This is a genomic window from Azospirillum brasilense (genome assembly GCF_022023855.1).
Taxonomy (GTDB): Bacteria; Pseudomonadota; Alphaproteobacteria; order Azospirillales; family Azospirillaceae; genus Azospirillum; species Azospirillum brasilense_F.
On sequence record NZ_CP059450.1, the window covers coordinates 1,866,068 to 1,892,511 of the forward strand.

At 70.4% G+C, this 26,444-nt stretch carries 13 protein-coding genes and 1 pseudogene; 7 read left to right on the top strand and 7 right to left on the bottom strand.

Going from position 1 to position 26,444, the window contains the following annotated elements:
• Complete coding sequence (locus H1Q64_RS21920; protein ID WP_237905591.1) at positions 1-1,218, bottom strand: glycosyltransferase family 4 protein; 1,218 nt, start codon at positions 1,216-1,218, stop codon at positions 1-3.
• A gap of 110 nt (positions 1,219-1,328) precedes the next feature.
• On the opposite strand from H1Q64_RS21920, the gene H1Q64_RS21925 reads away from it, so the two are divergent.
• Positions 1,329-5,126: a tetratricopeptide repeat protein gene (locus H1Q64_RS21925; RefSeq protein ID WP_237905592.1), complete on the top strand. Its 3,798-nt coding sequence runs from the start codon at positions 1,329-1,331 to the stop codon at positions 5,124-5,126.
• Here the strand turns inward: H1Q64_RS21925 and H1Q64_RS21930 are convergent.
• Positions 5,107-7,047, bottom strand: coding sequence for a tetratricopeptide repeat protein (locus H1Q64_RS21930; protein WP_237905593.1), 1,941 nt, complete (start codon positions 7,045-7,047; stop codon positions 5,107-5,109). The genes H1Q64_RS21925 and H1Q64_RS21930 overlap by 20 nt on opposite strands.
• A 138-nt stretch (positions 7,048-7,185) precedes the next feature.
• On the opposite strand from H1Q64_RS21930, the gene H1Q64_RS21935 reads away from it, so the two are divergent.
• The 4 genes and pseudogenes from H1Q64_RS21935 (at position 7,186) to H1Q64_RS21950 (ending at position 12,383) form a co-directional block, all read left to right on the top strand.
• Positions 7,186-8,697 carry a tetratricopeptide repeat protein gene (locus H1Q64_RS21935; RefSeq protein ID WP_237905594.1) on the top strand — a complete coding sequence of 504 codons (1,512 nt, stop codon included), beginning with the start codon at positions 7,186-7,188 and terminating at the stop codon, positions 8,695-8,697.
• Positions 8,694-10,478 carry a glycosyltransferase gene (locus H1Q64_RS21940; RefSeq protein WP_237905595.1) on the top strand — a complete coding sequence of 595 codons (1,785 nt, stop codon included), beginning with the start codon at positions 8,694-8,696 and terminating at the stop codon, positions 10,476-10,478. Before H1Q64_RS21935 ends, H1Q64_RS21940 begins: the two co-directional genes overlap by 4 nt.
• Before the next feature lie 17 nt (positions 10,479-10,495).
• Positions 10,496-11,596, top strand: a pseudogene (locus tag H1Q64_RS21945) (tetratricopeptide repeat protein); the annotation flags it as partial.
• Positions 11,597-11,777: 181 nt separating this feature from the next.
• Positions 11,778-12,383: a hypothetical protein gene (locus H1Q64_RS21950; RefSeq protein WP_237905596.1), complete on the top strand. Its 606-nt coding sequence runs from the start codon at positions 11,778-11,780 to the stop codon at positions 12,381-12,383.
• Between the two features lie 19 nt (positions 12,384-12,402).
• Here the strand turns inward: H1Q64_RS21950 and H1Q64_RS21955 are convergent, their stop codons facing one another.
• Positions 12,403-13,716, bottom strand: a complete 1,314-nt coding sequence (locus H1Q64_RS21955) for a tetratricopeptide repeat protein (protein ID WP_237905597.1) — start codon at positions 13,714-13,716, stop codon at positions 12,403-12,405.
• 502 nt (positions 13,717-14,218) lie between these two features.
• On the opposite strand from H1Q64_RS21955, the gene H1Q64_RS21960 reads away from it, so the two are divergent.
• Positions 14,219-21,199, top strand: a complete 6,981-nt coding sequence (locus H1Q64_RS21960; RefSeq protein WP_237905598.1) for an Ig-like domain-containing protein — start codon at positions 14,219-14,221, stop codon at positions 21,197-21,199.
• 168 nt (positions 21,200-21,367) lie between these two features.
• On the opposite strand, the gene H1Q64_RS21965 is transcribed toward H1Q64_RS21960, so the two are convergent.
• The 4 genes from H1Q64_RS21965 to H1Q64_RS21980 are packed head-to-tail and all read right to left on the bottom strand — an operon-like array spanning position 21,368 to position 25,462.
• A complete protein-coding gene (locus H1Q64_RS21965; RefSeq protein WP_237905599.1) occupies positions 21,368-22,531 on the bottom strand; it encodes an acyl-CoA dehydrogenase family protein in 1,164 nt (387 codons plus the stop codon).
• Between the two features lie 6 nt (positions 22,532-22,537).
• The gene (locus tag H1Q64_RS21970; RefSeq protein ID WP_237905600.1) at positions 22,538-23,413 is read right to left on the bottom strand and encodes an HpcH/HpaI aldolase/citrate lyase family protein; all 876 of its coding nucleotides are present in this window, start codon (positions 23,411-23,413) and stop codon (positions 22,538-22,540) included.
• Between the two features lie 37 nt (positions 23,414-23,450).
• A complete protein-coding gene (locus H1Q64_RS21975) occupies positions 23,451-24,290 on the bottom strand; it encodes an FAS1-like dehydratase domain-containing protein (protein ID WP_237906497.1) in 840 nt (279 codons plus the stop codon).
• Between the two features lie 2 nt (positions 24,291-24,292).
• Complete coding sequence (locus H1Q64_RS21980; protein ID WP_237905601.1) at positions 24,293-25,462, bottom strand: CaiB/BaiF CoA transferase family protein; 1,170 nt, start codon at positions 25,460-25,462, stop codon at positions 24,293-24,295.
• 90 nt (positions 25,463-25,552) lie between these two features.
• Between H1Q64_RS21980 and H1Q64_RS33995 the strand changes: the two genes are divergently transcribed.
• The gene (locus H1Q64_RS33995; protein WP_330874577.1) at positions 25,553-26,422 is read left to right on the top strand and encodes a hypothetical protein; all 870 of its coding nucleotides are present in this window, start codon (positions 25,553-25,555) and stop codon (positions 26,420-26,422) included.
• Positions 26,423-26,444: the final 22 nt, after the last annotated feature.

Genomic DNA, 26,444 nt, shown 5'->3' on the forward strand with positions numbered 1-26,444 from the left:
CTAGGCCACCGCCGCCACGAAGGTTTCGGCGAAGGCGCGCCACGTCCGCTCGCCGCGCAGGAAGGCCCGCGCCGTGTCGGCGCGGGCGCGGGCGGCGGCGCGGTCGGTGTAGAGGGTTTCAAGATGGGCGACAGCCTCCTCGACGGACGACTCCCCCCAACCGCGGCGCCGGCCACCTTGACCTGATTCGGGGTCGGGCACCGGGTCCTGCCGCGACAGCGGCAGGCAGTTGCCATCGCGGATCAGGTCGAGATGGCCGGTGTTGGCCGACAGGATGACCGGCACGCCGCAGGCCATCGCCTCCATGGCGACGAGGTTGGTCGCCCCTTCGCAGCGGTTGGGAAAGAGGGCGGCGTGGCAGTCCGCCAGGATCGCGGCGATCTGGCCGCGCCCGAGGAAGCCCATGTCGACGAAGCCCTCCGGCGGCACGCCGCAGTCCATCGCCCATTCCACGATGCGCAGCTTGCCGTTGTCGCCAACGGCGGGGGCGGAGGGTACCAGGGGGGACTCCGCGATGTCGGCGGAGGTGTGCGGCCAGGGGTTGTGCCACGCGGTGACCAGCAGCGCGTCGGGATGGCGCTCATGGAACCGCCGGAAGGCGGCGAGCACGATGTCCTGCCCCTTGCGGAACTCCACCTTCCCGCCCGAGAAGACGACGAAGCGGTCGCCGAAGCGCCGGGCCGGCGGGACCGGCGGAAGCTCGTCCGGGTCCACGCCCTGGAAGGCATAGCCGACGTCGGTGATGCCCTGTTCGGCGAGCAGCGCCCGGTTGTACGTGGAATGGACCACGATCCGGTCGTAGCTCCGCGCGCGGCGCAGCGTGTCTTCGTCGAACAGGGTGTCCTCGAAGGCGATGACCCCGACGTTGCGGCTGCCGCGGAACCGGGCGGAAAGCGGCCCCGCGACGAAGCCGTTGCCGAGCGCGTGCAGGACGGTGCAGTCGTTGAGGCCGAGCATCCGGTTGCCCGACCGCTCGGCGATGGCGGTGATCTGCTGGTGGGCGTCCAGCAGGGCTTCCAGCTTTTCCCGGTTCTCCGGCCGCAGGGTGGACAGAAGCGGCTTTTCCAGCAGGAGCGGCGGCCGCCCCCGGTCGATCAGGTGCAGCGCCGTGTGGACACCGACCAGACCCCAGCCGTGGATCTCCGAAAGCTGCCACGTCAGTGCCAGATTCTGTTCCGCGCACGGCTTCCCGACGCCCTCCGCCGCCAACTCCGTCACGCGCCGCACATCCTTTTTGCCCATGGCCTTGGATGGTAGGATAGCAGAACGCGGGCGCCGATCCACAGCGTGAGCCGCTGTTCAGCGCCAGCCAGCCAGCCCGAGCCAGCATGACCGTCAAGATCGCCTTTCTCGACCCGGCGGGTGGGGACTACACGCCGGACACGCCACGCCTGCACCCGCTCGGCGGTTCGCAATCGGCCCTGTGCTACCTCGCGGAGGCGCTGGCCGCCGCCGGGCTTGAGGTCACGCTGGTCAACGGCACCCGGACGCCCGGCTTGGTGCGCGGGGTGCGCTGCCTTCCCGCCGGAGCGGTGTCCTGGGAGGGTATGCGCGCCTTCGACGTCGTGGTGCTGCTCAACGGCTGCCCGACGGACGCGCTGACCCGTCTGCGCGCGGCGCTGGACGGCGGGCAGAAGCTGATCCTGTGGATGCAGCACGCCATCGACCAAGCCGCCGCGCAATGCGTCGCGGAGCCGGAGGCGCGCGCCTGCTGGGACGGCTACGCCTTCGTCAGCCGCTGGCAGATGGACGGCTATCTCACGGCCTTCGGCCTCGACCGTCGGCTCTGCCGGATCCTGCGCAACGGCATCGCGCCGGCCTTTTCCGGCCTGTTCCCGCCGGGGGCCGACATCAGGGCGGCGAAGCCCTGGCCGCCGGTCCTCGCCTACACCAGCACCCCCTTCCGCGGCCTCGACGTGCTGCTCGACAGCGTTCCCCGTCTGCGGGCGGCGATTCCCGGAACCACCGTCCGGGTGTTCTCCAGCCTGGAAGGCTATCAGGTCCCCGCCGACCGCGACCCCTACGGCGCCCTCTACCGGCGCTGCCGCAACACCGAGGGGGTGGACTATGTGGGGGCCGTTTCCCAGGACGCCCTGGCCGCGGCGTTGCGCGGCGCGACCGGCCTCGCCTACCCGAACCGCTTCGCCGAGACCTCCTGCATCGCCGTCATGGAGGCGCTGGCCGCCGGCTGCCTCGTCGTGTCCAGCGCGCTGGGGGCGTTGCCCGAAACCACCGCCGGCTTCGCCCGGCTGATGCCGGTCCCCGAGGACCCGGCGGAGCACGCCGTTCGCTTCGCCGAGGCCGCCCGGACGGCCCTGCTGCAGTGGCGCGACGATGGCGCGACCACCGGCCGCCGGCTTCGCGAACAGGTCGATCACGTCACCACCGAAATGAGCTGGGCCGGACGGGCCGGGGACTGGCTGGCGTGGTTCGACGAGCTGAGAGGCGACCGGAAGGCCGCCGCGGACATGGCAACGTCGGCCGTCACCACCACTCTGGCCGACGCGCAGCAGCGCCTGCTGGACGCGCTGGGCGCCCACCTGAACGCCCGCCCCCCGGCCAAAGACGAGCAGGCTTGGCGGGCGGAGGCACGGGCGCTGATCGCGCTGATCGAGCGTTCGCTGCGGCTCGACCACAACACGGAGGAGAACCGGTCGGCCGTCTGGACGACGCTGCGCGGGTTCGACGCCTGGTTCGCCTACGTCACGACGCTGACGGACACGCCGTCGCCCGCGGCCCCGCCACCCGGCGGGCGCCGGATCTACGATTGCTTCCAGTTCCACAACGAGCTGGACCTCCTGGAGGTGCGGCTGGCCGAGCTGGACGCGGTGGTCGACCGCTTCGTCCTGGTCGAGGCGACCTTCACCCACGCCGGCGATCCCAAGCCCCTCCATTACGCGGAGAACCGCGCGCGCTTCGCGGCCTACGCCGACAAGATCATCCACGTCGTCGTCGACGACGATCCCGGCGGCTTCGCGTGGCAGCGCGAGGCCCACCAGCGCGACGCGATCACCCGCGGCCTCGACGGCTGCGACCCGACGGACATGATCGTCGTCTCGGACGCCGACGAAATCCTCCGCCCCTGGGTGATGGAGCGGCTGCGCCGGGAACCGGACGACGGCCGTTCGCTGTTCGCGCCGCACCTCGACATCTTCCTCTATTTCCTCGACCTCAAATCGCCCGACCCTTGGGTTTCGGTGGCCGCTGCCCCGTGGGAGCTGATCCGCCGGATCGGCGCCAACCGCGCCCGCTACCTGACCAAGCTGGGGCATGGGCGGGTCGTCCCGGACGCCGGCTGGCACTTCACCTGGATGGGCGGGACCGAGCGCTTCCGCGCCAAGCTGCAGGCCTTCGCCCACCGCGAGATGATCGCGGCCTTCGATCAGGACCCGGCGGCGAACCGGGAGCGGCTGGACCGCTTCTACGCCACCGGGCGCTTCGACGGCGGCGCCGTTCCCGGCATGTGGACGTCCCTGGCGCCCGTCCCCATCGACGCCGGCTTCCCCCGGCTGATCCGCGAGCGGATCGAGCATTTCCGCGCGCTCGGCTGGATCTCGCCGCACGCCGGCCCGCCAGTCCCGAAGGAGCCGATTGCGGACTCCGGGTCGGAGCATCGTCGTGCCCTGGTCCTCGACCCTGCCCGTATCGACGCCTTCCATGCCCTGGCGATGGAGCGGCTTGGCCGCAACGCGCCGGAGGAGGCGGACGGACCGCTGCGCCGCTGCGTCGTCCTCGATCCCTTCGGCACCTTCCACCGCTTCCATCTTGCCCACACGCTCCTGATGCGCCAACGCTACGGCGAGGCGGAGGGCGTGCTGCGGGAACTGGTGCGCCTCGCCCCCGACGACCATCGCGCCCGCGCCAACCTGGGCATCGCGCTGAAGAGTCTGGGCCGCCACGACGAGGCGGTCGGGGCCGGACGGCGGGCGCTGGCGCTGGCCCCCGCCGAACCCGGCGTGCTCAGCAACCTGGGGCTTGCCCTTTCCCTGCGGCCCGGTGGGGACGAGGAGGCGGCCCGCGTGCTGCATTGGGCGGTGACGATCGACCCGGACTTCATCTCGGCCCGGCTGAATCTCGGGCTGGTGTTCAGCAAGCTGCGGCGCATTGCGGACGCGGAGGCCCAATGCTGCCGCATCCTTGACCGCGATCCCAACCACGCCGAGGCGCACACCCTGCTGGGCACCTGTCTGCTGCTCCGCGGCGAGCTGGAGGCGGGGTTCCGGGAATACGAATGGCGCACCCGTCTGGCCGACCGTCAGGTCACGCCGCGCGGCCTGCCAACCCCGGTGTGGGAGGGTGGAAATCCGGACGGCCTGACGATCCTGCTGCACGACGAGCAGGGGCTCGGCGACGGCATCCAGTTCGTCCGCTACGCGCCCCTGCTGCGCCGCCGGGGCGCCCGCGTGGTCGTCGAATGCAACGACCTTCTCGTCCGCTTGTTCGCCACGCTCCCCGGCGTGGACGGGGTGGTCGGCCGGTCCGCAGCAACACCGCCGCACGACGCCCACGCCGCGCTGCTGAGCCTGCCGCACCGGTTCGGCACCACGCTGGCGACCGTTCCGGCCGAGGTCCCCTACCTGCACGCCGAACCGGCGCTGGCGGCGGCCTGGGCGATGCGCCTGGGTCCGCCGCCCGCTAGTCCGCGGACGGGGCTGCGGGTCGGGCTGGTCTGGGCCGGCAACCCCGAGTTCAAGGACGACCGCCGACGCTCGCCGGGGCTGGCCGCCCTGCGGCCACTGCTCGACATTCCGGGCGTCGCAGTCTTCGGCTTGCAAATGGGGGTCGGGCGGCAGGATCTGGAGCGCTGCGGGCCGCTTCCGCCGTCCTTCACCGACCTCGGCGCGGAGATCACCGACTTCGCCGACACCGCGGCGATCATAGAAAACCTCGACCTTGTCATCAGCTCCTGCACGGCGCCGGCCCATCTCGCCGGGGCGCTCGGCCGGCCGGTCTGGACGCTGCTGCCGGAATTCGCCGACTGGCGCTGGCTGGAGCGCGGCGACACCTCCCCCTGGTACCCGACCATGCGCCTGTTCCGGCAGGCGGCGCCGGGCGACTGGGCGTCCGTCGTCGCCGACGTGCGGGCGTCTCTGGAACGGCTGGTGGCTACAGGGGAGGCACCGTGAAGGACGCGGGCGGCAGGCCAGCGGTGTGGCGGTCCCACATCGTCCCGTAGGCGCGCTCCAGGTGACGGGTGAAGCGGGGGCTGTCGAACAGCGGGGCCATCGTCCGCGCGGCGGCGAGGCGGCGGCGATAGCCGGCAAGCGTCGCCGGATCGCCGGCCAGCTGCACCGCCAGCGCCTCGTAGCCGTCGAAGCTGGTGGTGACCGTCTCGGGCAGGCCGGCGGCGTTCAGCAGGCCGGCGGCGACGCGCGACGCGAAGGTGTCGCCGATCCGCGTCACCGCCGGCAGGCCCATCCACAAGGCGTCCGAAACGGTGGTGTGGCCGGTGTAGGGAAAGCTGTCGAGAAACAGGTCGGCCAAACGGTAGCGGGCGAGGTGCGCGGCTTGCGGCCAGTGGGGGGCGAAGACCAGACGGTCGGGATCGACCCCGCGCCGCGCTGCCTCGCGCCGCAGGTTGTCCGCACCGTCCCGGCCGGGGTGCTGTAGCCACAGCACGCTCCCCGGCACCCGCGCCAGCACGCGCATCCACAGCCCGAACAGCGACGGGGTGATCTTGAACGGCGCATTGAACGCGCAGAAGACGAAACCGTCCGGCGGCAGGCCGCAGGCGGCGCGGTCTGGCACGGGCGCGTCCAATGGCCGGCGCCGGTCGTTGACCTGATAGGAGTCCGGCATGATGACCAGCCGCTCCCGGTAATGGGGCTGATGGTCCGGCGGCGTGACGAAGCGGTCGCCGATGACATAGTCGAAGGCATCGCTGCCCATCGTCCCGGGATAGCCGAGATAGGCGACCTGGACCGGCGCCAGCCGGCGCGCCAGGAGGTCGAAGCGGACGTGCCGCGTGTAGCCCTTGAGGTCCACCAGGATGTGGACACCCTCGGCCGCGAGCAGGGCCTGCACCTGCTCCGCATCGCAGCCGCGGATGTCGTGGAAGGCGTCGAAGGCGACCTCCAGGCGGCGGCGCGTCGGGCTGCCATCGTCGGGACCGTAGGAACAGGCGACGACGCGGAAGCGGTCGCGGTCGTGCAGCTCGAACAGCTCGGCCGCCAGATAGGCGGTGGCGTGCTCGTGGAAGTCGGCGGAGAGGTAGGCGACGGTGAGCCGGCCATCGGAGCCGAGGGGGGGCGCCACAGGGACCGCCGCGGCGGCTTGCGGGACAGCCGCCGGCTGCCCCACCGCGCGGTGGAAATGGCGGGCGGCGCGGTCCTGCTGCGCTGGGCTGGTCTCGATCAGCAGGGTGAGCAGCGGGAGGGCGATGCCCCGGCCGCTGTCGATGACCGCCAGGACCTCCCGGCACAGAGCGTCGTACCCGCTCCAGTCGCAGTGCGAGAGGGCGGCATGGAGCCGGTCGCCGAGGGATTCGGTGCGGCCGGGGTCGAGCCGGTACGCCCGCCCGTAGGCAACGGCCGCCGCGCCCGGTTCGCCCGCATCGCGCAGCGCGTGGCCGGACTCGCGCCACGCCTCGGCGTCGTCCGGGGCCTGCGCGACCGCCCGACGAAGAACGGCGCGGGCCGACGCGACCCGGCCCAGCTCGCGGAGCATTCCGCCCAGAATGGTGACCTGCCCGGTATCGTCCTGTCCGGCATCGTCCTGTCCGGGGGCTAGCCGGATCGCCCGTGCCTGAAGCGCCGCCGCCTCGGCAAGACGGCCCCGGCGGCGCAGCAGAAGCGCCAAGTTGAAGCAGGCGTCGGCCAGATCCGGCTTCAGCGCGATGGTGACGGCGAGGTGGCGCTGCGACTCCTCGACCCGACCGAGCGTGAAGGCGGCGACGCCCAGAAGGAAGGACGCGCCATGATGGTCCGGCTTCACCGCCAGGATCGCGCGGCACACCGCGCCGCACTCGGCGTGCCGGCCGTTCTGGTGCAGCGTCAAGGCGTAGCCCAGCGCTTCGGCGGGGGACGCGAAATGCCGGGCCGTGCTCATGCTTCCCCTCGGTGCCGCCGCCCCTCCCGGACCATCATGGAGGCGTGCGGAGCGTGAAATCATCGGAAAAAGGGTTACCATCGGGCGCGGCAATTCCAAACCCATTTGCCGGGTCGACCGATTGGATGGAGAGGGTGGGTGATCGAGGCGACGTTCGACGGGGCGGGCGAAGCGTTCGACCGGTGCTTCGGCTCCGGACTGCGTCATGTCGAGGCCGAATCGCTGGCGGCAGCGGCGTGCTCCTTCCGAATGGCGGCGGCGATCCGGCCGGAGCATCCGGTGGCCTGGTTCGTCCTGGGGCTGGTGCTGCGCGGCCTGGGGCGTGGGGACGGTGCGGCGGTGGCGCTGCGGGCCGCCCACCGCCTGCGCCCGGACGACGCCGACACGCTGTTCCAGTGGGCGTCGCTGCTCATCGAGCGCCGTCTGCCCGGGGAGGCGGTGGCGCCGCTTCTCCGTCTGGTGGTGCTGCGGCCCGGTTACCCGGACGCGGCGTTCAGCCTCGGCAACGCGCTGATGGCCGTGGACGAGCCCGAACGGGCCGAAGCCGCCTACCGGCTGGCCCTGCTGCTGGACCCGGCTTCAGCGGCGGCCAACAACAACCGGGGCGCGGCCTTCCTGTCGCAAGGACGGCCGGAGGACGCCGCCGTGAGCTACCGGCAGGCCGTCCGGCTTGAGCCGGGCTCCGCTGAGCATCACAAGAATCTCGGCGTCAGCCTGCTCACCGCCGGAAACTTCGCGGAGGGCACGGCCGAGTACGAATGGCGCACCCGCCAAGCCGTCTGGCAATGGAGCCGCGACCGTCCCGGCACACCGCTGTGGGACGGCGGCCCGCTCACCGGCAAGACCATCCTGGTCCATTTCGAGCAGGGGCTCGGCGATACCGTGCAGTTCATCCGCTACATGGCCGTGCTCAAGGCCATGGGCGCCCGCACGGTCTTCGAGTGCCAGCCGCCGCTCAAGCGCCTCCTCGCCGGCGTTCCGGGCATCGACGCGCTGGTGGCGCGCGGCGAGCCGGTCCCCGAGGCCGACTGCCTCCTGCCCCTGATGAGCCTGCCCAATCGCTGCCGGACGACGGCGGAGACGATCCCCGGCGGCGTTCCATACCTGCGGGCCGATCCGGACCGGGCGGCATTCTGGCGCCGGCGGATCGCCGAGGCGGGGCGGCCGGGCGACTTCCGGGTGGGCATCCAGTGGCGCGCCGCGGGGGCCGACCGCTCGATTCCGCTGGAACGCTTCGCGCGCTTGTCGCACCTTTCCGGGGTGCGGCTGTACAGCCTGCAAAAGGCGGACGAACCCGGCCAATGGGAGCGGCCCGACGACCGGCTGGGAATCGTCTCGCTGCCGGACCGGGATGGAAAAGGTGAGGATGAGGGGTTTGTCGACACCGCCGCGATCATCGAGGGCATGGACCTGATCGTCGCCTGCGATTCCGTGGTCGGCCACATCGCCGGTGCCATGGGGCGTCCGGTGTTCCTCGCCTTGCCGTGGCTGGGGGACTGGCGCTGGATGCGCCTTCCCGACCGCACGCCCTGGTATCCGGCGACCCGGCTGTTCCGCATGACGCGCCGCAACGATTGGGACGGGGTGATGGCCCGGATCGCCGCCGAGATTGCCGCCGCGGTCGCCCGCCGCCCTGCGGGGGTATCATGACGGACAGGATCGAAGCGGCGTCCCGGCTTTACGGCGCCGGGCGGCTGACGGAGGCCATCGACGTCTGCCGGGCCGTGCTTGCGGTGGAACCGGGGCGTTTCGATGCGCTCAACCTGCTCGGCGCCGCGCTGTTCTCGACCGGCCAGGACGGCGCCGCCAGGGAGGCGCTGTGCGACGCGGTTCGTATCGTTCCGGGTCACGCCGCCGCGCTGACCAACCTCTGCATCGTCCTGCAACACCGCCGGGAGTGGCCTGCCGCCGCGCGCGCCTTGCGCACGCTGGCGGCGGTGCAGCCGGAGTCCGCGGCCGTCTGCAGCCGGTTGGGCACGGTGTCGCAGGAAACAGGGGACCTGGACGCTTCCGCCCGGTTCCTGCTGCGCGCTGCGCGCCTCGATCCCGGCCCGAGCGTGCAATGGCACAATCTCGGCTTGATCCGGATGCTCGCCGGTGACATGGCGGCGGCGTTCCGGGATTTGCGCCGGGCGGTCGCCATCGCGCCCGAGGGCGCCGTCGCCCAGGTCCAGCTTGGCGAAACGCTGCTGCGGCTCGGTCGGGTGGACGAGGCCGCCGGGGTTTTCGGCCGCGCGCTCCGGCTCGACCCGGCCGCCTCAGACGCGGCCAATGGTCTGACGCGCTGCGCGCGCTACCGCGCCATCGGATCGGCGGCGCCCGTGTCCGGATCGGGGCTGGCGGTCCGGGGGGCCTTCACAAGCGCCACGGGCTACGGCCGTTTCTGCCAGCGCTTTATCCGGACGCTGCGCCGGCGGACCGTGCCACTGCAGGCGATCGGGATCTTCGGTCCGGAGTCCTGGGAGGAGGATCTCGGCCCGCCGGCTCCCGCCAAGGCCATGGTGAACTTCCTCATCCCGCTGGCGGTCGAGCGGGTGCCCGGCCTGGCGACGGTGACCTTCACGATGTTCGAGGGAACCCGGATACCGCCGGCATGGCGGCGCCAGAGCGAACTCAGCGACCTCATCGTCGTGCCCAGTGAATCGTCCCGTGCGGCCTGGGCGGCGCAGGGCTTTCCGGAGGAACGCCTGCGGGTCTGCCCCTTGGGGGTCGACCCGGAGGACAGCGCCGCCGACGGTCCCGTGCCGACACTGATCGATACGCGCGGGCGTCGGGTTTCCAGCTACCGGCACCGTTTCCTCAACGTTTCGGATTTCATTCCCCGCAAGAACATCGACGGGCTGCTGCGGGTCTGGCTGCGCGGCACGGCGCCCGCCGACGACGCGGTGCTCATCCTGAAGCTGGGCAACGGAAGAAACCCGGCGTTCGGCGCGGAACTCGGCGATCTGGTCCGGCGGACGGAGGCCGCCGTCGGAAAGCGGATGGCCGACGCGGCGCCGGTGGTGCTGATCAACCAGCTCCTGTCGGACGCCGACATGACGGGGCTGATGCGGGCGGCCAACCATTACTGGAGCATGTCGCACGGCGAGGGCTGGGACCTTCCCCTCTCCAAGGCGGGTGCCATGGGCTTGAGCCTGATCGCGCCGCGCCATTCGGCCTATGTGGATTATCTCGACGACCGGGTGGCCCGCCTGATCCCGGCGGCTGTACGCCCCGCGCGCCTGCCCTACAGCGAGCAGGCCTACCCGCCGTTCCACGGGCTCGACTGGTGGGACCCGGACGAGGACGCGGCGGCGGACATCCTGACCGCCATCATCCGCGGCGACGGCACCGGCCACCCGTCGGCCCGCGACCATCTGGTGCAGGGCTTCCCCTGGAGCCGCGCGGCGGACCGGCTGCTCGCCATCCTCGACGACGCGGGCCTGCGCTGATGGCGGACCCGGCCGGAATGGCGCTCCAACGCTTCGCCGCCGCCCTGGAGCATCATCGGGCGGGCCGGCACGCCGCCGCCGAGGCCGCTTACCGGGAGATCCTGCGCGACGATCCCGGACACGCCCACGCCAACAACAATCTGGCCATCCTGCTGCGCACCGTGGGCCGGTGGGAGGAGGCCGTCGCCTGCTACCGCCGGGCTGTCGCGGCGCTGCCGGACGATGCGCCGATCCGCAGCAATCTCTCCTGCGCGCTGGCCGACCTCGACCGGCCGGCGGAGGCGCTGGCGGCGGTGCGGGTGGCGCTGTCCCTGTGCCCGGACTACGCCGACGCCTGGTTCAACGCCGGCAACCTCCTGAAGACGGAGCGGCAGCCCGAGCGGGCGATCGCCGCCTACCGCCGGGCGGTGCGGCTGAAGCCCGGCATGGGCGGGGCCCACAGCAACATGGGCGACGTCCACCGCGACCTCGGGGAATCGAGCCGCGCCGTGGACTGCTACCGGATGGCGATGCAGGCGCAGCCCGACCTGCCGCAACCCGTCGTCAACCTCGGCGAGGCGCTGAAGGAGCAAGGACGGATCACCGAGGCCATCGCGGTCTTCCAAAGCGGGGTTGAACGCCACCCCGATCTGGCCCTGCTCCATTCCAACCTGCTGTTTGCCCTGCATTACACGCCCTGGGTGCCGCCCGAGGTCATCACCCGCGCCCACACGCACTGGAACGAGCGGCACGCCCGGCCGCTGATGCCGCGGGACCGGCAATTCTCAAATGACCGGATCCCCGGCCGGCGGCTGCGGGTGGGCTATGTCTCGCCTGACTTCCGCGCCCACGCCTGCGCCCATTTCATCGAGCCCCTGCTGCGCGAGCACGACCGCGGTGCGGTCGAGGTGTTCTGCTACGCCACCTCGAACCATCACGACGCGATCACCGAACGCATGAGGAGCCTGGCCGACGGCTGGCGGTCGTTGACCGCCCTGGACGACGCGGCCGCGGCCGCGCTGGTCGAGCGCGACCGCATCGACATCCTGGTCGATCTGGCCGGCCACACGGCGCACAGCCGGCCATTGCTGTTCGCCCGCAAGCCGGCCCCGATCCAGGTCGCCTGGCTGGGCTATCCCGACACCACCGGCATGCCGGCGATCGACCACCGCCTGACCGACGCGGTCGCCGACCCCGCCGGGCCTCACCGACGCCTGGCACGCCGAGCGGCTGGTCCGCCTGCCCAAGGGGTTTCTCGCCTTCCAGCCGTTGCGCTTCGTCACCGCGCGCGACGAACCGCCGGCGCTGGCCAACGGGTTCGTGACCTTCGGGTCCTTCAACAACGCCGCCAAGGTGACGCCGGAGGTGGTGCGGGTCTGGTCGGCCATCCTGGTCCATGTGCCATCCGCCCGCCTGATCCTCAAGAGCCGCGCCTTCGGCGACGCGCCGACGCGGGAACGTTATCTCCGGCAATTCGCCGGCAACGGCGTTGACCCCGGCCGTGTCGATCTGCTTCCCCCGATGGATGTGATCGATCATCACCTGCAGGCCTACGACCGGATCGACATCGGCCTCGATCCCTTCCCTTACAACGGCACCACCACCACCTGCGAGGCGCTGTGGATGGGGGTGCCAGTGGTTACGCTCGCCGGCCGTCATCACGTCGCGCGGGTGGGCGCCAGCCTGCTGACCCAGTGTGGGCTGGCCGAGTTCATCGCCGCGGACGAGGCCGGCTATATCGAGGCTGCCGTCGCATTGGCCGGCGACACCGGGCGCCTGACCACGCTGCGCCGCGGCATGAGGGAACGGATGGAACGCTCGGCGCTCAGCGACCATCGCGGCTTCGCGGCAGCGGTCGAGGCGGCCTACCGCGACATGTGGAGGCTCTGGCTCGGGGGTGATCGGAGCGCGGCGGCGGAATGCTGAGCGCCCGACGCCGGCCGTATCACCGGCCGGTGCGGCGGCGGACCTCCTCGCGCAGGGCATCCACCGCCTGGGCGAACACCGGCTCCCAATCCTGGTCGGGGCCTTGGCGGAACAGCCGCATCGTCGGGTACCACGGCGTGCGATCACCGGAAAAGCCGTAGATCCAATAGGGGACGTGCTGCACGAGGTTCCAGACCGGCTTGCCGAGGGACCCGGCGAGATGCGCCACGGAACTGTCGGTCATGATGACGAGGTCGAGCTGTTCCAGCATCGCCGCCGTGTCGGCGAAATCGTCCAGGTCGGGGCCGAGCGGCGTCACCAAGTGGCCGGCGACGCCGCTGTCCGCGAGTTCGGCCTCGGGCGGCCCTTTCTGAAGGCTGTACAGCCGCACGCCCGGCACCTCGGCGAAGCGCAGGAACCGGGCGAGGCTGGTGGCGCGCCGGCCGTTGTCGCCGAAGGTCACCCGCCCCGACCACACGATCCCGACGCGCAGCGTGCCCGGTTCCCGTGCGCCGAGCCGATGGGCGGCCTTCACGCGGGACGAGTCCGGAACGGTCAGGGTCACCGGCGGCGGGACCGAGGCCAGCGTGGTGCCGAACAGGCCCGGCAGGCTCATCTGCGACGCCTCGACGTCGAAGGCCGGCGGCGGATCTCCCGGTTGCAGGACGGCGTCGACACCCAGCCCCGACAGCACCCGGCGCAACTCCGGATGGCAGTCGTACAGGATCCGGCCGCCCCGCTCCCTGACCAGCGGCACGTAGCGCGCCGCCAGGATGGCATCGCCGAATCCCTGCTCGGTGAACAGGTAGAGGGTGCGCCCGTCCAACGATCCACCGTTCCAGGCCCGTTCCGAAGGTGGCCGGCCATAGTAAGCGGCGAGCCCGCGCCGCGCCTCGTAATCCGTAAAGCCGTGGACGTAGTCGCCGATCTGGAGCCGGGCGAGCGCCCGTTCCCACCGCAACTCGGGCGTGGCGGTCCCACCCGCCGCCGCCCGCCCGATCATCGCGAGCGTGTCCTTGAAGCGCCCCGCCTTGCGCAGGGCCACGGCGCTGTTGAAGAGGAAAGCCGGGGCATGCGGTTCAAGCCGCAGCGCCTCGCCATGCGCGGCCAAAGCCTCGTCGAACCGGCCAGCCTCCACCAGGGCATTGCCCAGATTGCTCCAGATGCTGGCGTTCTCCGACGCGACCTCCAAGCCCCTCCGGTGGCAGGCGATGGCGCCGTCCAGTTTTCCCGTACGGCGCAGAAGATGGCCGAGCATGCTCCAGGCGGCGCCGTCACGGGGATTGGCCGCGAGGAGGGCCTCCAGACTGGTCGTGGCCTGCGCATGATCCATCCCCGTCCCCCCGGCTGGCCGTGGCCGGACCGACAGACCACGCTGGGTCCATAGGCTCGTTTGATCGCGTGACTGTCAACCTCCCGCTCCGGTGGACGATGCCGTGACCGGGCAATCGCACGCATGACCGCAATCTTTGGATTCATACTGATGCATTTTGTAATCAATAGCCGTTTTTACGAATACACCGTTACAAAATGAATTGCCTATCTCCAGAAAAAATCAACTAGAGAGCGACAAACGAGGAGCGGCATGGGCAAATGATCGTGATTCATAACCATCCGGTCCCGTCAAGCTGAAGTGCGGCGTCGCCAACGCGCCAAGCTGGATTTGGCCGGCAGGATCAATGCCACCACAGGAATTCGGGTTTTGGGCAGGCTGACGCTTATAAAGCATTAACATTATTTACCCGCTTTTAAGAGGTAGCGGCCAGTCTGTGGAGACTGCCACGCTCTTGCTGCCACGGCTGCGGAGCCAAAAACGCCGATGCAAGAGGGATGAGATGGCTGCTGGTGGAACACTGACGCTCGCGGGCGGCTCGGACTATGTGTTCTCCTCGACGGAGGCTTGGTCGGGGATCGTCGGCAACGGCAGCACCCAAGGCGTGAGGCTCAACACCCAGGGTCAGACCCTGACCGTGTCCAACCTCGATCGCCTCATCGGCGGCACATCGGGCCAGAGGACGGATGTCGTGACGCTGGCCGGCACGGGCGGCAACACGATCACGGTCCAGGCTCTCGAGACGCTGATCGGCGGTTCCGGCAACGACCGGGTTCTGTTGACGAGCACCGGCACCACCATGGTGGTGGAATCGCTCGAGACGATCATCGGCGCGACCACCGGCACCGCGCTTATCACTCTCGCGGGCACCACCGGCAACACCATGTCGGTGGGGTATCTGAAATCGCTGGTCGGCAGCGCCGGCAAAGACGTCATCAGGCTCGACGGGGCAGGCTCCACCGGCGCCACCATGGCAGTGTCCATGATGGAGACGGTGATCGGGACCGACGGCCTGGACATGATCGCCACCATCGGTGGCGGCACCAACACGATGCTCGTGCAGGGCATCGAGATCCTCCTTGGCAACGCGGTTGGGGCCGCCGGCAACGACACGATCTTCCTGGCCAACGGCGGCAACACGATCGGCGTCGCCTTCCTGGAAACGCTCATCGGCGGCACCGGCAACGACATCGCGACGTTGGCCTTCAGGACCGGTACGGCCGATTTGCGGACCGGCGGCGGCACCGTCGCCATATCGTCGATCGAAACGATCGTCGGCGGCGCCGCCGTCAACGGAAACGGCGGTAGAAGCGCCGCCATCCTCCTCGACGTCGGCAACACCATCACGGTGGCAAGTCTCAGCACCCTGATCGGCGGTGGCGGCAACGACGTCGTCAACATCACGCTCCGGGATGGGAGCCCGATCGTCGGCGACCAGACCATCCCCTGGAGCACCACCGGCAGCACGATGCTGGTGTCGCTGGTCGAGACGTTGATCGGCAGTTCCGGTGACGATCTGGTCGTCGCGCTCGACAACAACGGCATGACCATCGCGGTTTCGGCGATCGAATCCGTCGTCGGCAAGGCGGGCAACGACGTCATCGTCCTCGGCACCGGCGGAAACACCATCCAGGTGGAGGCGCTGGAAACCCTGATCGGCGGCACCGGCAACGACGTGGTGACGGTGCGCACCACCCGGGGCGCCACCATGACGGTGTCGGCCGTCGAATCCATCGTCGGCAATGGGGGCACCGACGTTGTCTATCTCGGCCCCGGCGGCAACACGGTCCAGGTCGAGGGGCTGGAAACCGTGATCGGCGGCACCGGCAACGATGTGGTGACCATCACCGACACCGCCGGCACCGTCTTCGTGTCCGGTGTCGAGACCATCTACACGCCCTATCAGACATTGACGCTGAGCGGTACGGACACCTACGTCTCCCTGCCGCCGGTCGCCACCGACACGACACCGCCGTCGATCACAGCGGTGTCGATCCCCGACGCCGTGATGAAGATCGGTGACACGGTGACGGTGACGATCACCGTGGCGTCGGACAGCGACACCTACACGCTGGGCACCGGCAGCACCGTCGGCGGCTTCGCGCTCGGCAACCTGACCAAGGTCGACGCGACCACCTACACCGCGACCTTCACGGTGACCAGCGGCGGCACCGATGTCGCGGCGGGTTCGGACGTGCCGGTCAACATCGTGCTGACCGATACCGCCAGCAACTCCAACACCCCCTACACCACGGCGATCAGCCAGGGCGCCGACCGCATCGACGCGAACCGGCCGACCATCGCTTCGGCGGCGGTGAACGGCACGACGCTGACGGTGACCTTCGCCGAAGCCATGTCGGCGAGCAGCGCCGCCGGCCTGACCGTCACGGTCGCCGGCCAGAGCCGTGCGGCGACCTACGCCAGCGGGTCCGGCACCACCACGCTGACCTTCACGCTGGCCTCGGCGGTGACCCAGGGCCAGACGGTGACGCTCGACTACGATCCGGGCACCGGCACCCTGACCGACACCGCGAGCAATGCTCCATCCACCGTCACCAACCAGTCTGTGACGAACAGCACCCCCGACACGACACCACCGTCGATCACCAACGTCACCATCCCCAACCAGCCGGCCAAGGTTGGCGACACGGTGACGGTGACCATCACCGTGGCGTCGGACAGCGACACCTACACGCTGGGCACCGGCAGCACGGTCGGCGGCTTCGCGCTCGGCAACCTGACCCGGCTCAACGCGACCACCTACACCGCCACCTTCACCGTCACCGCTGACGGCCAGCGCACCGGCAACCTCGCCGCCAACCAGGACATCCCGGTCAACATCGTCCTGGTCGACAGCGCCAGCAACGCCAACACCCCCTACACCACCCCGATCAGCCAGAACAACGACCGCATCGACACCAACGCTCCGCCGGTCCTGGCCGTCCCCACCATCCCGCCGACCCTCGTCGACACCGCCGCCAACGACACCTTCCCGCTGATCGACGGACAGCTCTCCGCGACCGATTTGGAAGGTGACACGCTGACTTACTCCATCGCCGGATCGCAGGCCTCCCCGCTCCAGTACGGCAGCGTCACGCTGAGCAACGGTATCACCTACGACACCTGGTCCACCGGGCCGGGCGGCACCTCCTACGTCAACAGCCAGACCGGCCACTACGCCTACGTGTTCGACGCCGCCTTCCTCAACGGCGTACCCGCCGGGCCGATGCAGGGCACCAGCACCTTCACCGTCTCCGACGGCAACCGGACCGTCGAGAAGCAGCTCACCCTCAACTTCAGCGGCGCCAACGACAGCCCGGTCCTGTCCAACGACGTCCGCAGCCTGACCGCCATCGACCAGGGCATCGCCGACGCCGCCAACACCGGGACGACGGTCACCGCCCTGCTGGCCTCCGCCGGCACCGCCACCGACGCGGAGTACAACAGCCCGTTCCCGCTGGTCACCGTCGTTCCACTGGGCATCGCCGTCACCGGGGTGACCAACACAAACGGCACCTGGCAGTACAAGGTCGGCACCGGCGCCTGGACGGACATTCCCACGGGCTCGTCCAACGGCGCGGCGCTGCTGCTCGCCGGGTCGGACCGCGTGCGCTTCGTGCCGAGCGGGTCGGGCTTCCCCAACACCGACACCGGCGGCCTGACCTTCAAAGCGTGGGACTTGACCAGCGGCACCGCGGGCGGCACCGCCGACACCAGCACGGACGCCTACAGCACGGGCAGCGCCACCGTGACGATCACCGTCGACGCCGTGCCGACCCTGACCGCGACCGGCGGCAGCAAGACCTTCGGCGTCGGGGTGGACGCGTCGACCAGCTTGTTCAGCGGCGTGGCGGCCTCCACGGTGGAGGCGGGGCAGAGCTTCCGCGGCGCGGTGTTCACCGTCAGCGGCGTGGTCGACGCCACCGAGGTTCTGACCATCGGCGGCACGGATGTCGCCCTGACCAACGGCGCCACCGCCACCCTGACCGGCCTGGGCGTTGCGGGCGGCAACGCCAGCGTCACCGTGTCGGTGGTCGGCGGCGTCGCCACGGTGACGGTCAGCGGGCTGGAGCGCAGCGACGCGCAGATGAACGCGTTGCTTGGCGGCGTCACCTACAAGAACACCAGCGCGACGGCGACGCTGGGCAACCGCACGGTGGCCATCGCCGGCCTGACCGACAGCGGCGGCGCCACCGGCAGCGCGACCATCTCCGGCGTCAGCGCGGTGGTCAACGTGGCCGACGTGACGGCTCCCGCGGTTCCGGTGGTCACCAGCGCGGCGCTGAGCAACAGCGCCACCCCGACCCTGGCCGGCACGGCGGAGGCCGGCAGCACGGTGACCGTCACGGTGGGTGGGGCCACCTACAGCACCACGGCGACGGGCGGGACCTGGAGCATCAACCTCGCCACGGCCACGCCGACCGCCGGGGCGCTGAGCCTGAACGCCAACGGAACCAATCCGGTTTCGGTCACCGCCACGGACGCGTCCAACAACACGTCCACTCCCGGCATGCAGACGCTGACGGTCGATACCACCGCTCCGACCGCTCCGTCGGTGACCTCAGCGGCGCTGACCAACAGCGCCACCCCGACCCTCACCGGCACGGCGGAGGCCGGCAGCACGGTGACGGTCACGGTCGGTGGGGCGACCTACAGCACCACGGCGACGGGTGGGAACTGGTCGATCAATCTCGCCACCGACACGCCGACCGCCGGGTCGCTGAGCCTCAACGCCAACGGTGCCAACCCCGTCTCGGCGACGGCCACCGACGCGGCGGGGAACGTCTCGGCGCCGGGCACCCAATCGTTGGTTATCGACACCACCCCGCCCAACGCTCCGACCGCCACGACGGCGCTGAGCAACAGCACCACCCCGACCCTCACCGGCACGGCCGAAGCCGGCAGTACCGTCACCGTCACGGTCGGTGGGGCGACCTACAGCACCACCGCGACGGGTGGGAACTGGTCGATCAATCTCGCTACCGACACGCCGACCGCCGGGTCGCTGAGCCTCAACGCCAACGGTGCCAACCCCGTCTCGGCGACGGCCACCGACGCGGCGGGCAACGTCTCGGCGCCGGGCACCCAATCGTTGGTTATCGACACCACGCTGCCCAACGCCCCGGTGGTGACCAGCGCCGCGCTGAGCAACAGCACCACCCCGACCCTCACCGGCACGGCCGAAGCCGGCAGCACCGTCACCGTCACCATCGGCGGCGCCACCTACACCACCATCGCCACTGACGGGGCCTGGAGCATCGACCTCGCCACGGCGACGCCGACCGCCGGTTCGCTGAGCCTCAACGCCAACGGCGCCAACCCGATCTCTGCGACGGCGACCGATGCCTCGGGCAACGTCTCGGCGCCGGCCATCCAATCGCTGGTCATCGACACCACGTTGCCGAACGCCCCGACCGTCACCACGGCGCTGAGCAACAGCACCACCCCGACCCTCACCGGTTCGGCCGAGGCCGGCAGCACCGTCACCGTCACCGTCGGCGGCGCCACCTACACCACCACCGCCACGAACGGCGGCGCCTGGAGCCTCGACCTCGCCACGGCCACACCGGTCACCGGCACGCTGAGCCTCAACCCGAACGGCGCCAACCCCGTCTCGGCCACCGCCACCGACGCGGCGGGCAACGTCTCAGCCCCCGGCACGCAGTCGCTGACCGTCGACACCACCGCCCCGACCGCGACCGTGCTGTTCGAGGACGACAGCATCGACGCCATCGAGCAGTCCAGCGCCGCCTTCACCATCAGCGGCGGCGAGGCCGGGACCAGCTTCACCTGGACGATCACCTCGGCCGGCGGCGGCCAAGTCACCGGCAGCGGCGTGATGAGCGGCCCGACCATGCGGGTGACCGGGCTGGACCTCGCCGGCCTGGGCGACGGCACGCTCACCCTGACCCTCGGCCTGACCGATCCGGCGGGCAACGCCTCGCCGCCCTTCACCGCGGCGACGCAGAAGCTCACCGCCACCGCGGAGAAGCCCGCCCCGGTCGCCCCGCCGCCGGTCGCCACCGTGGACGGCGCCACCGTCAACGGCGCGGTCACCACCGGCGGCGATGGGAAGCGCGTCACCACCGTGACCATCGCGGCCAGCAATGAAGGCCGGGTCGAGGACAGCAGCACCGCCAACGCCGATCTCGCCGACGTGCCAGTGGTGCGCGAGCAGGTGGTCGACCGGCAGACCGGTGCGGTGTCCACCGTCACCACCCTGACGGTCAGCGTCTCCAACGGGGTGGCCGTCACCACCAGCGGCAGCGCCGAGCGGCAGACCGCCGCGGAGGCGCAGACCGGGCTGACCGGCCTGATCGCCGCCATCGAGGCGCGCACCGACGCCGGCACCGCCTCGCGCGGCAACCTGACCGGCGGCGGCGACGGCTTCCTCTCGGTGCTCTCCGCCCAGGCCCAGCTCCTGGTGCGCGCCATCGACTTCAGCACGCCGGGGGTGGCCGCCGGCCAGGCGGTGCAGACCAAGGTGACCGGCAACACGCTGGGCGGCACCGGCACCGCCAGCACGGCGCCGACCGCGGTGGTGCTCAACACCTCGGCGGCGGCGGGTCCGGTGACCATCCAGCTCGACAACGTCGAATTCGCGGCGGTGGTCGGCAACGCCACGCTGGTCGGCGGCGACGGCGAGCAGATCGTCTACGGCGACGACCACCAGCAGTACATGTATCTGGGGGCCGGCGACGACATCCTGCACGGCGGCGGCGGCAACGACACGATCGCCAGCGCCGGCGGCAACGACACGCTGTACGGCGACGACGGCGACGACGTGGTGATGGGCGGCGAGGGCGACGACTGGCTGTTCGGCGGCGAGGGCAACGACCTGGTCGGTGGCGGCGTCGGCAACGACGCGCTGTTCGGCGGGACCGGCCACGACATCCTGTTCGGCGAGGAGGGCGCCGACACGCTGAGCGGCGAGGAGGGCGCCGACACGCTGTCCGGCGGGGCGGGCAACGACCTGCTGTTCGGCGGGGCTGGCAACGACTTCCTGATCGGCGACGCGGGCGACGACACGATCAGCGGCGGGTTGGGCAACGACGTGGCGCTGGGCGGGGCGGGGCGCGACCTGATCGGTCTCGGCGCGGGCGACGACCTGGCCAGCGGCGACGGCGGCGATGACACGCTGTTCGGCGAGGACGGCAACGACACGCTGTTCGGCGGGGCGGGCAACGACCTGCTGAACGGCGGGGCTGGCAACGACGTGCTGTTCGCCGACGGCGGTGCGGACACGCTGTGGGGCGGCGCCGGGGCGGACGTCTTCGCCTTCGGTCGGGCATCGGGCGGATCGGTGGTGATGGACTTCCAGGCGGGTGTGGACCGTTTGGCGCTCTACGACGCCGGCATGGACCTCGGCGCGGTGATCCGCTCGGCGCGGGTGGAGGGCGGCAACACCACCCTCGACGTTGGCGGAGGCAACCGCATCACCATCCTCGGCCAGACCGGCAACGTCGCCGGCTGGTTCGGCTGAGGCGGCGGGGCCGGAGCGCATTCCAAAAAAGAAGGCGGGTGACGAGGCCTTCCGGGCTCCGGCACCCGCCTTTTTTCTTTCGGGCGGCGGACCAGCTCAAACCCGGAGGCGGCTTTCAGGCCACCTCCGGCACCGATGGGGAATTAGGCCCCGGGAACACCTGTCCGGTCAGTAGGACTTCGGCAGGTCCAGAACATGCTCAGCGACATAGGCCAGGATCAGGTTGGTGGAGACGGGCGCCACCTGATACAGCCGGGTCTCGCGGAACTTGCGCTCCACGTCGTATTCGCTGGCGAAGCCGAAGCCGCCATGGAACTGCAGGCAGGCGTTCGCCGCCTCCCACGAGGCCTTGGCGGCCAGATACTTCGCCATGTTGGCCTGCGCGCCGCAGGGCTCCCCGGCGTCGTAGAGGCGGCAGGCCTCGAAGCGCATCAGGTTGGCGGCCTCCACCTCGATGAAGCTCTCGGCGATGGGGAACTGCACGCCCTGGTTCTGGGCGATCGGGCGGCCGAAGACCTGACGGTCGCGGGTGTAATCGCAGACCTTGTCGATGAACCAATAGCCGTCGCCGATGCATTCCGCCGCGATCAACACCCGCTCGGCGTTGAGGCCGGTCAGGATGTACTTGAAGCCCTGGCCCTCCTCGCCGATCAGGTTCTCCGCGGGGATTTCCAGATTGTCGAAGAACAGCTCGTTGGTCTCATGGTTGACCATGTTGCGGATGGGCTGGACGGTCATGCCCTTGGTCATCGCCTCCTTGATGTCGACGATGAAGATCGACATGCCTTCCGACTTCTTGCGCACCTGATCGAGCGGGGTGGTGCGGGCGAGCAGGATCATCAGGTCGGAATGCTGGACGCGGGAGATCCACACCTTCTGCCCGTTGATGACGTAGCGGTCGCCCTTCTTCTCCGCCCGGGTCTTGATGCGGGTGGTGTCGGTGCCGGTGGTCGGCTCGGTGACGCCCATCGACTGGAGGCGCAACTCGCCCGCCGCGATCTTCGGCAGATAGCGGCGCCGCTGCTCCTCCGAGCCGTGCCGGACCAGCGTGTTCATGTTGTACATCTGGCCGTGGCAGGCACCGGAATTGCCGCCCGACCGGTTGATCTCCTCCATGATCACGGAGGCTTCGGTCAGGCCGAGGCCCGAGCCGCCATATTCCTCCGGGATCAGGGCGGCCATCCAGCCGGCCTTGGTCAGCGCGTCCACGAATTCCTCGGGATAGCCGCGCTCCTCGTCGATGCGGCGGTGATACTCGCTGGGGAATTCGGCGCACAGAGCGCGCACGGCGTCGCGGATCTCGTCGAAGCCCTGACCGATGCTGGTTTTCATGTCTCGTCACCCTGCGTTTTTGATTGTAGCGGCGCTGTGGGCCAGAATGGCCTTCGCCCGCTCGGTGACGGGGCGGTCGACCATGCGCCCGTCTACCGACACGGCGCCGCGTCCCACCGCCTGTGCCTCGTCCCACGCCGCGACCACCCGCCCGGCCCAGGCCACGTCGGCGGCGGAGGGGGAGAAGACGTCGCGGACCACGGGCAACTGGGCCGGGTGGATGCACAGCGCGCCGGTCATGCCGACGGCCCGCGCCTGCGCCACCATGGCGCGGTAGGCGTCGAGGTCTCGGAACTCGGCCAGCGAGCCGGGCAGGCCGATCGCCGCGAGGCCGCGGGCGGCGGCGGCCAGCGCGATCTGGCGGCACGGCAGGGCGAGCAGCGCCTCGGTCGGTTCCACCCCCAGCGTCAGCGCGAAATCCTCGCTGCCCAGTGCCAGGGCCGCCACGCGCGGGACGGCGGCGATCTCGGCCAGCCGCTCCAGCCCCAGCGGACTCTCGATGAGGGCGACGAGGCCGATGGCGCCCGGCGTCAGGCCGCGCTCCGCCTCCCACTCCGCGATCATAGCGGAGAGGACGCGCAGCGCCCCGGCGTCCTCGGCCTTGGGCACCACCAGGGCGACCACGCCGGGACGCACCGCGGCCTCCAGGTCGGCGACGGCGTCGCGCCAGCCGCTGTTGATCCGCACGAGCACCGGCACGCCCAGCCCGTGCAGCCGGTCGATCGGCGCAGGCAGCCCGCGGCGGGCGTCCGGCTTGCCGACGGGCAGGACCGCGTCCTCGAGGTCGAGGATGAGGGCGTCCGCCCCGCGCTGGTGGGCCTTCTCCAGCAGCTTCGCGTTGTCGGCCGGGACGAAGAGGTAGGATTGATACGGCAGGGACATCAGACGCCTCCTCCAACCGTGCCGCGATGCGTCGCCGTCATGACCGTTCGGCCTCCAACTCGGCGGACATGGCGACGAAGCCCTCGTGGTCGGTCACCCACAGCGTGGCGCCGGTTTCGGTCGGGGCGCCGCACAGGGTCAACGGATGGATGTCAAACAGCGGCCGCTTCGCCCGGAAGCGGAAGCCGGTCACCCGTGCCCCTGGATTCTCGCGCAGGAACAGGTCCATCAGCATGGTGGCGCTGAGCGGGCCGTGGAACACCAGCCCCGGATAGCCCTCGACGTCGCGGCAATAGTCGCGGTCGTAATGGATGCGGTGGCCGTTGAAGGTCAGGGCCGAATAGCGGAACAGCAGCACCGGATCGGGCTGGATGCGCCGCTGCCACACCGCCTCGCCCGCTGGACGCTCGCCGGGGACGGGGGCGTCGCCGGGCTTGGCGGCCTCGCGGTAGACGATGTCGTGGAACTCGGTGATGGCGAGGCCGCCGGCGGTGCTGATCTCGTGCCGGACCTTCACGAAGACCATCCGGCCCGACCGCCCCTCCTTGGGAGTGACCTCCTCGATGGTCGAGCGGCGGGTGATCGCCTCGCCGCTGCGGATGGGGCGGTGGAAGGTCAGGGTGTCGCCGGCCCACATGCGGCGGGGCAACTCCACCGGCGGCAGGAAGCCCCCCTTGTGCGGGTGGCCGTCCTCGGCGATGTCGCGCTGAAGCGCCTTCGGCAGGAAATACAGCCAATGCCCGAGCGGCGGCACCTCGCCCGCCGGCCAGGGCGGGGTGTCGTGGTCGAGCGTCGCCGCCAGACCGGTCAGCGCCACCGGCGACGCGACGTCCTCGGCGCCTTCCGACCGGCCGATCCAATCGCGCAAATGGTCCATAGTCATGCTCCCCCCTTATCGTTCGACGGTTTGACGCCGGACGGCGTCGGTTCGAAGATCTCACGCCGGACGGCGTCGGTGTGTTGGCCCAGCGCCGGAACGGCGCCGGAGGCGTAGGGTCGGCCGCGCACCTGCACCGGCGGTGCCACCACGTCGACCGGTCCGCCCGGCGTCTCGGCGGTCACGCGGCGCAGCTGCGCGTGGGCGGACAGGTCCGCCACCTCGTTCAACGAGCCGAAGGCGGTGCGCGCGCGGTTCAGGCGGTGCACCGCCTCGGCGTGGTCCATGGTTTGGAAGATGGCGGCGACGAGCGCGTCCAGCTCCGGGCGGTTGGCGACGCGGCGGTTGTTGGTCGAGAAGCGCTCGTCGGTCGCCAGCTCCGGCCGAAGCAGCACGTCGGCGCAGAAGGCCACCCATTCGCGCTCGTTCTGGATCGACAGCACCACCTGCCGGCCATCGGCCAGGGCGAAGGCGGAATAGGGGGCGATGCTCGGGTGCATCAGCCCGACCCGTCCCGGCGCCTTGCCGCCATGGTCGTGGTGCATCAGCGGCACCATCATCCACTCCGCCAGCGAATCGAAGAGGGACACGGCCACCGCCGACCCCTCGCCGCTGCGGTCGCGCTCCAGCAGGGCCTGGAGCACGCCGGTGTAGGCGTTCATGCCGCAGGCGATGTCGGCCACCGACACGCCGACGCGCCCCGGCTGGTCCGGCGATCCGGTGATGGAGGCCAGCCCGGTCTCGCTCTGCACCAGCAGGTCGTAGGCCTTCATGTCGCGGTAGGGGCCGTCGTCGCCATAACCGGAGATGTCGCAGGTGATCAGCCGGGGATGGCGCCGCCGCAGGGCGTCCGACCCGAAACCGGCCCGCTCCGCCGCGCCCGGCGCCAGATTCTGCACGAAGACGTCGGCGCGGGCGATCAGCCGCTCCAGCAGCTCGGCGTCCTCGGGCGTCTTTATGTCGAGGACGACCGATTCCTTGCCGCGGTTGAGCCAGACGAAATAGGAACTCTGCCCGTGGACGACGGCGTCGTAGCCGCGGGCGAAGTCGCCCTCCGGCCGTTCGATCTTGATGACTCGCGCCCCGGCGTCGGCGAGGCGCGACGTGCAGAGCGGCGCCGCCACCGCCTGCTCCAGCGAGACGACGAGCCGTCCTGACAGGGGTAAAGTCATCGTGCAAAGTCTCCGCTGTAAGCCAGGGCCAATCGTCCGTGGCCGCGATGGTAAACAGCCGGACCGGCCCCGATCCAATACAGATGGGGCATGCATCGCATAACGAAGCGCTATGAGGCCAATCGTCGTCAGCCCCATCGCCTGCGCGCCGTCAAGCGTTGCAGCGATCCGGCCTTTGCCGCCAAGGTCGAGGACATCCCCGCAAAAATCGACCGGCTCCCCGAACCTTTTGAATGGGGCCGTGCACCAGTCGTTTGGTTGGGGCGGTCATACTCGCAATTCCCATCCACCTATGCGGGCAGCCTCCTTGTCGTCGTCGATGCGACGGTTCAGCTTCGACGACGTGTCTCGTTCGGCGTCCGCAGCCTTCCGATGGGCCGACCCCTCGGCTGGAAAGGAGACGTGATGGGAATTCTCCTGGCCTTCGCGCCCTTCATTGCCTTCGCCGTCCTCGACCGACTGGTCGGGCCCGTGGAGGGACTCATCGCCGGTGCTCTCGTTTCAGCCACCATGCTGCTGCGCGACTGGATGAGCCCCGGCAGGACACCGAAAATCCTTGAAGTCGGCACGGTGCTGCTGTTCGGTGGGTTGGCGTTCTACGCCGTGGCAGGCGGACCGACTTGGTCCGTCATGGGGGTCCGGCTGCTCGTCGATGCCGGGCTCTTGCTGATCGTGCTGATCTCCATCGCGCTGCGGCGCCCCTTCACGCTGCAGTATGCGCGGGAGCAGGTTGCCCATGAATTCTGGGACAGCCCGCGCTTCATCCACACCAATTACGTGATCACGGGCGTGTGGGCTCTGGCGTTCCTCGTGCTGGTGATCGCGGACATCGTCCTGCTCTACCGGCCCGATCTTCCGCCTCGCTTCGGCATCGTCGCGACCGTGCTGGCGCTCGTCGGCGCGATCAAGTTCACATCCTGGTACCCGGAACATCAGCGGTCCGCCGCCGGCACGGTGTGAATCCCATGTCTTCGTCCGTGTG

What these genes read in the sequence shown, in the direction of transcription:
- H1Q64_RS33995 (WP_330874577.1), top strand. Translation starts at nt 25,553, where the DNA reads ATGCATCGCATAACGAAGCGCTATGAGGCCAATCGTCGTCAGCCCCAT.
- H1Q64_RS21940 (WP_237905595.1), top strand. Translation starts at nt 8,694, where the DNA reads ATGACGGACAGGATCGAAGCGGCGTCCCGGCTTTACGGCGCCGGGCGG.
- H1Q64_RS21960 (WP_237905598.1), top strand. Translation starts at nt 14,219, where the DNA reads ATGGCTGCTGGTGGAACACTGACGCTCGCGGGCGGCTCGGACTATGTG.
- H1Q64_RS21970 (WP_237905600.1), bottom strand. Translation starts at nt 23,413, where the DNA reads ATGTCCCTGCCGTATCAATCCTACCTCTTCGTCCCGGCCGACAACGCG.
- H1Q64_RS21925 (WP_237905592.1), top strand. Translation starts at nt 1,329, where the DNA reads ATGACCGTCAAGATCGCCTTTCTCGACCCGGCGGGTGGGGACTACACG.
- H1Q64_RS21955 (WP_237905597.1), bottom strand. Translation starts at nt 13,716, where the DNA reads ATGGATCATGCGCAGGCCACGACCAGTCTGGAGGCCCTCCTCGCGGCC.
- H1Q64_RS21975 (WP_237906497.1), bottom strand. Translation starts at nt 24,290, where the DNA reads ATGGACCATTTGCGCGATTGGATCGGCCGGTCGGAAGGCGCCGAGGAC.
- H1Q64_RS21930 (WP_237905593.1), bottom strand. Translation starts at nt 7,047, where the DNA reads ATGAGCACGGCCCGGCATTTCGCGTCCCCCGCCGAAGCGCTGGGCTAC.
- H1Q64_RS21980 (WP_237905601.1), bottom strand. Translation starts at nt 25,462, where the DNA reads ATGACTTTACCCCTGTCAGGACGGCTCGTCGTCTCGCTGGAGCAGGCG.
- H1Q64_RS21965 (WP_237905599.1), bottom strand. Translation starts at nt 22,531, where the DNA reads ATGAAAACCAGCATCGGTCAGGGCTTCGACGAGATCCGCGACGCCGTG.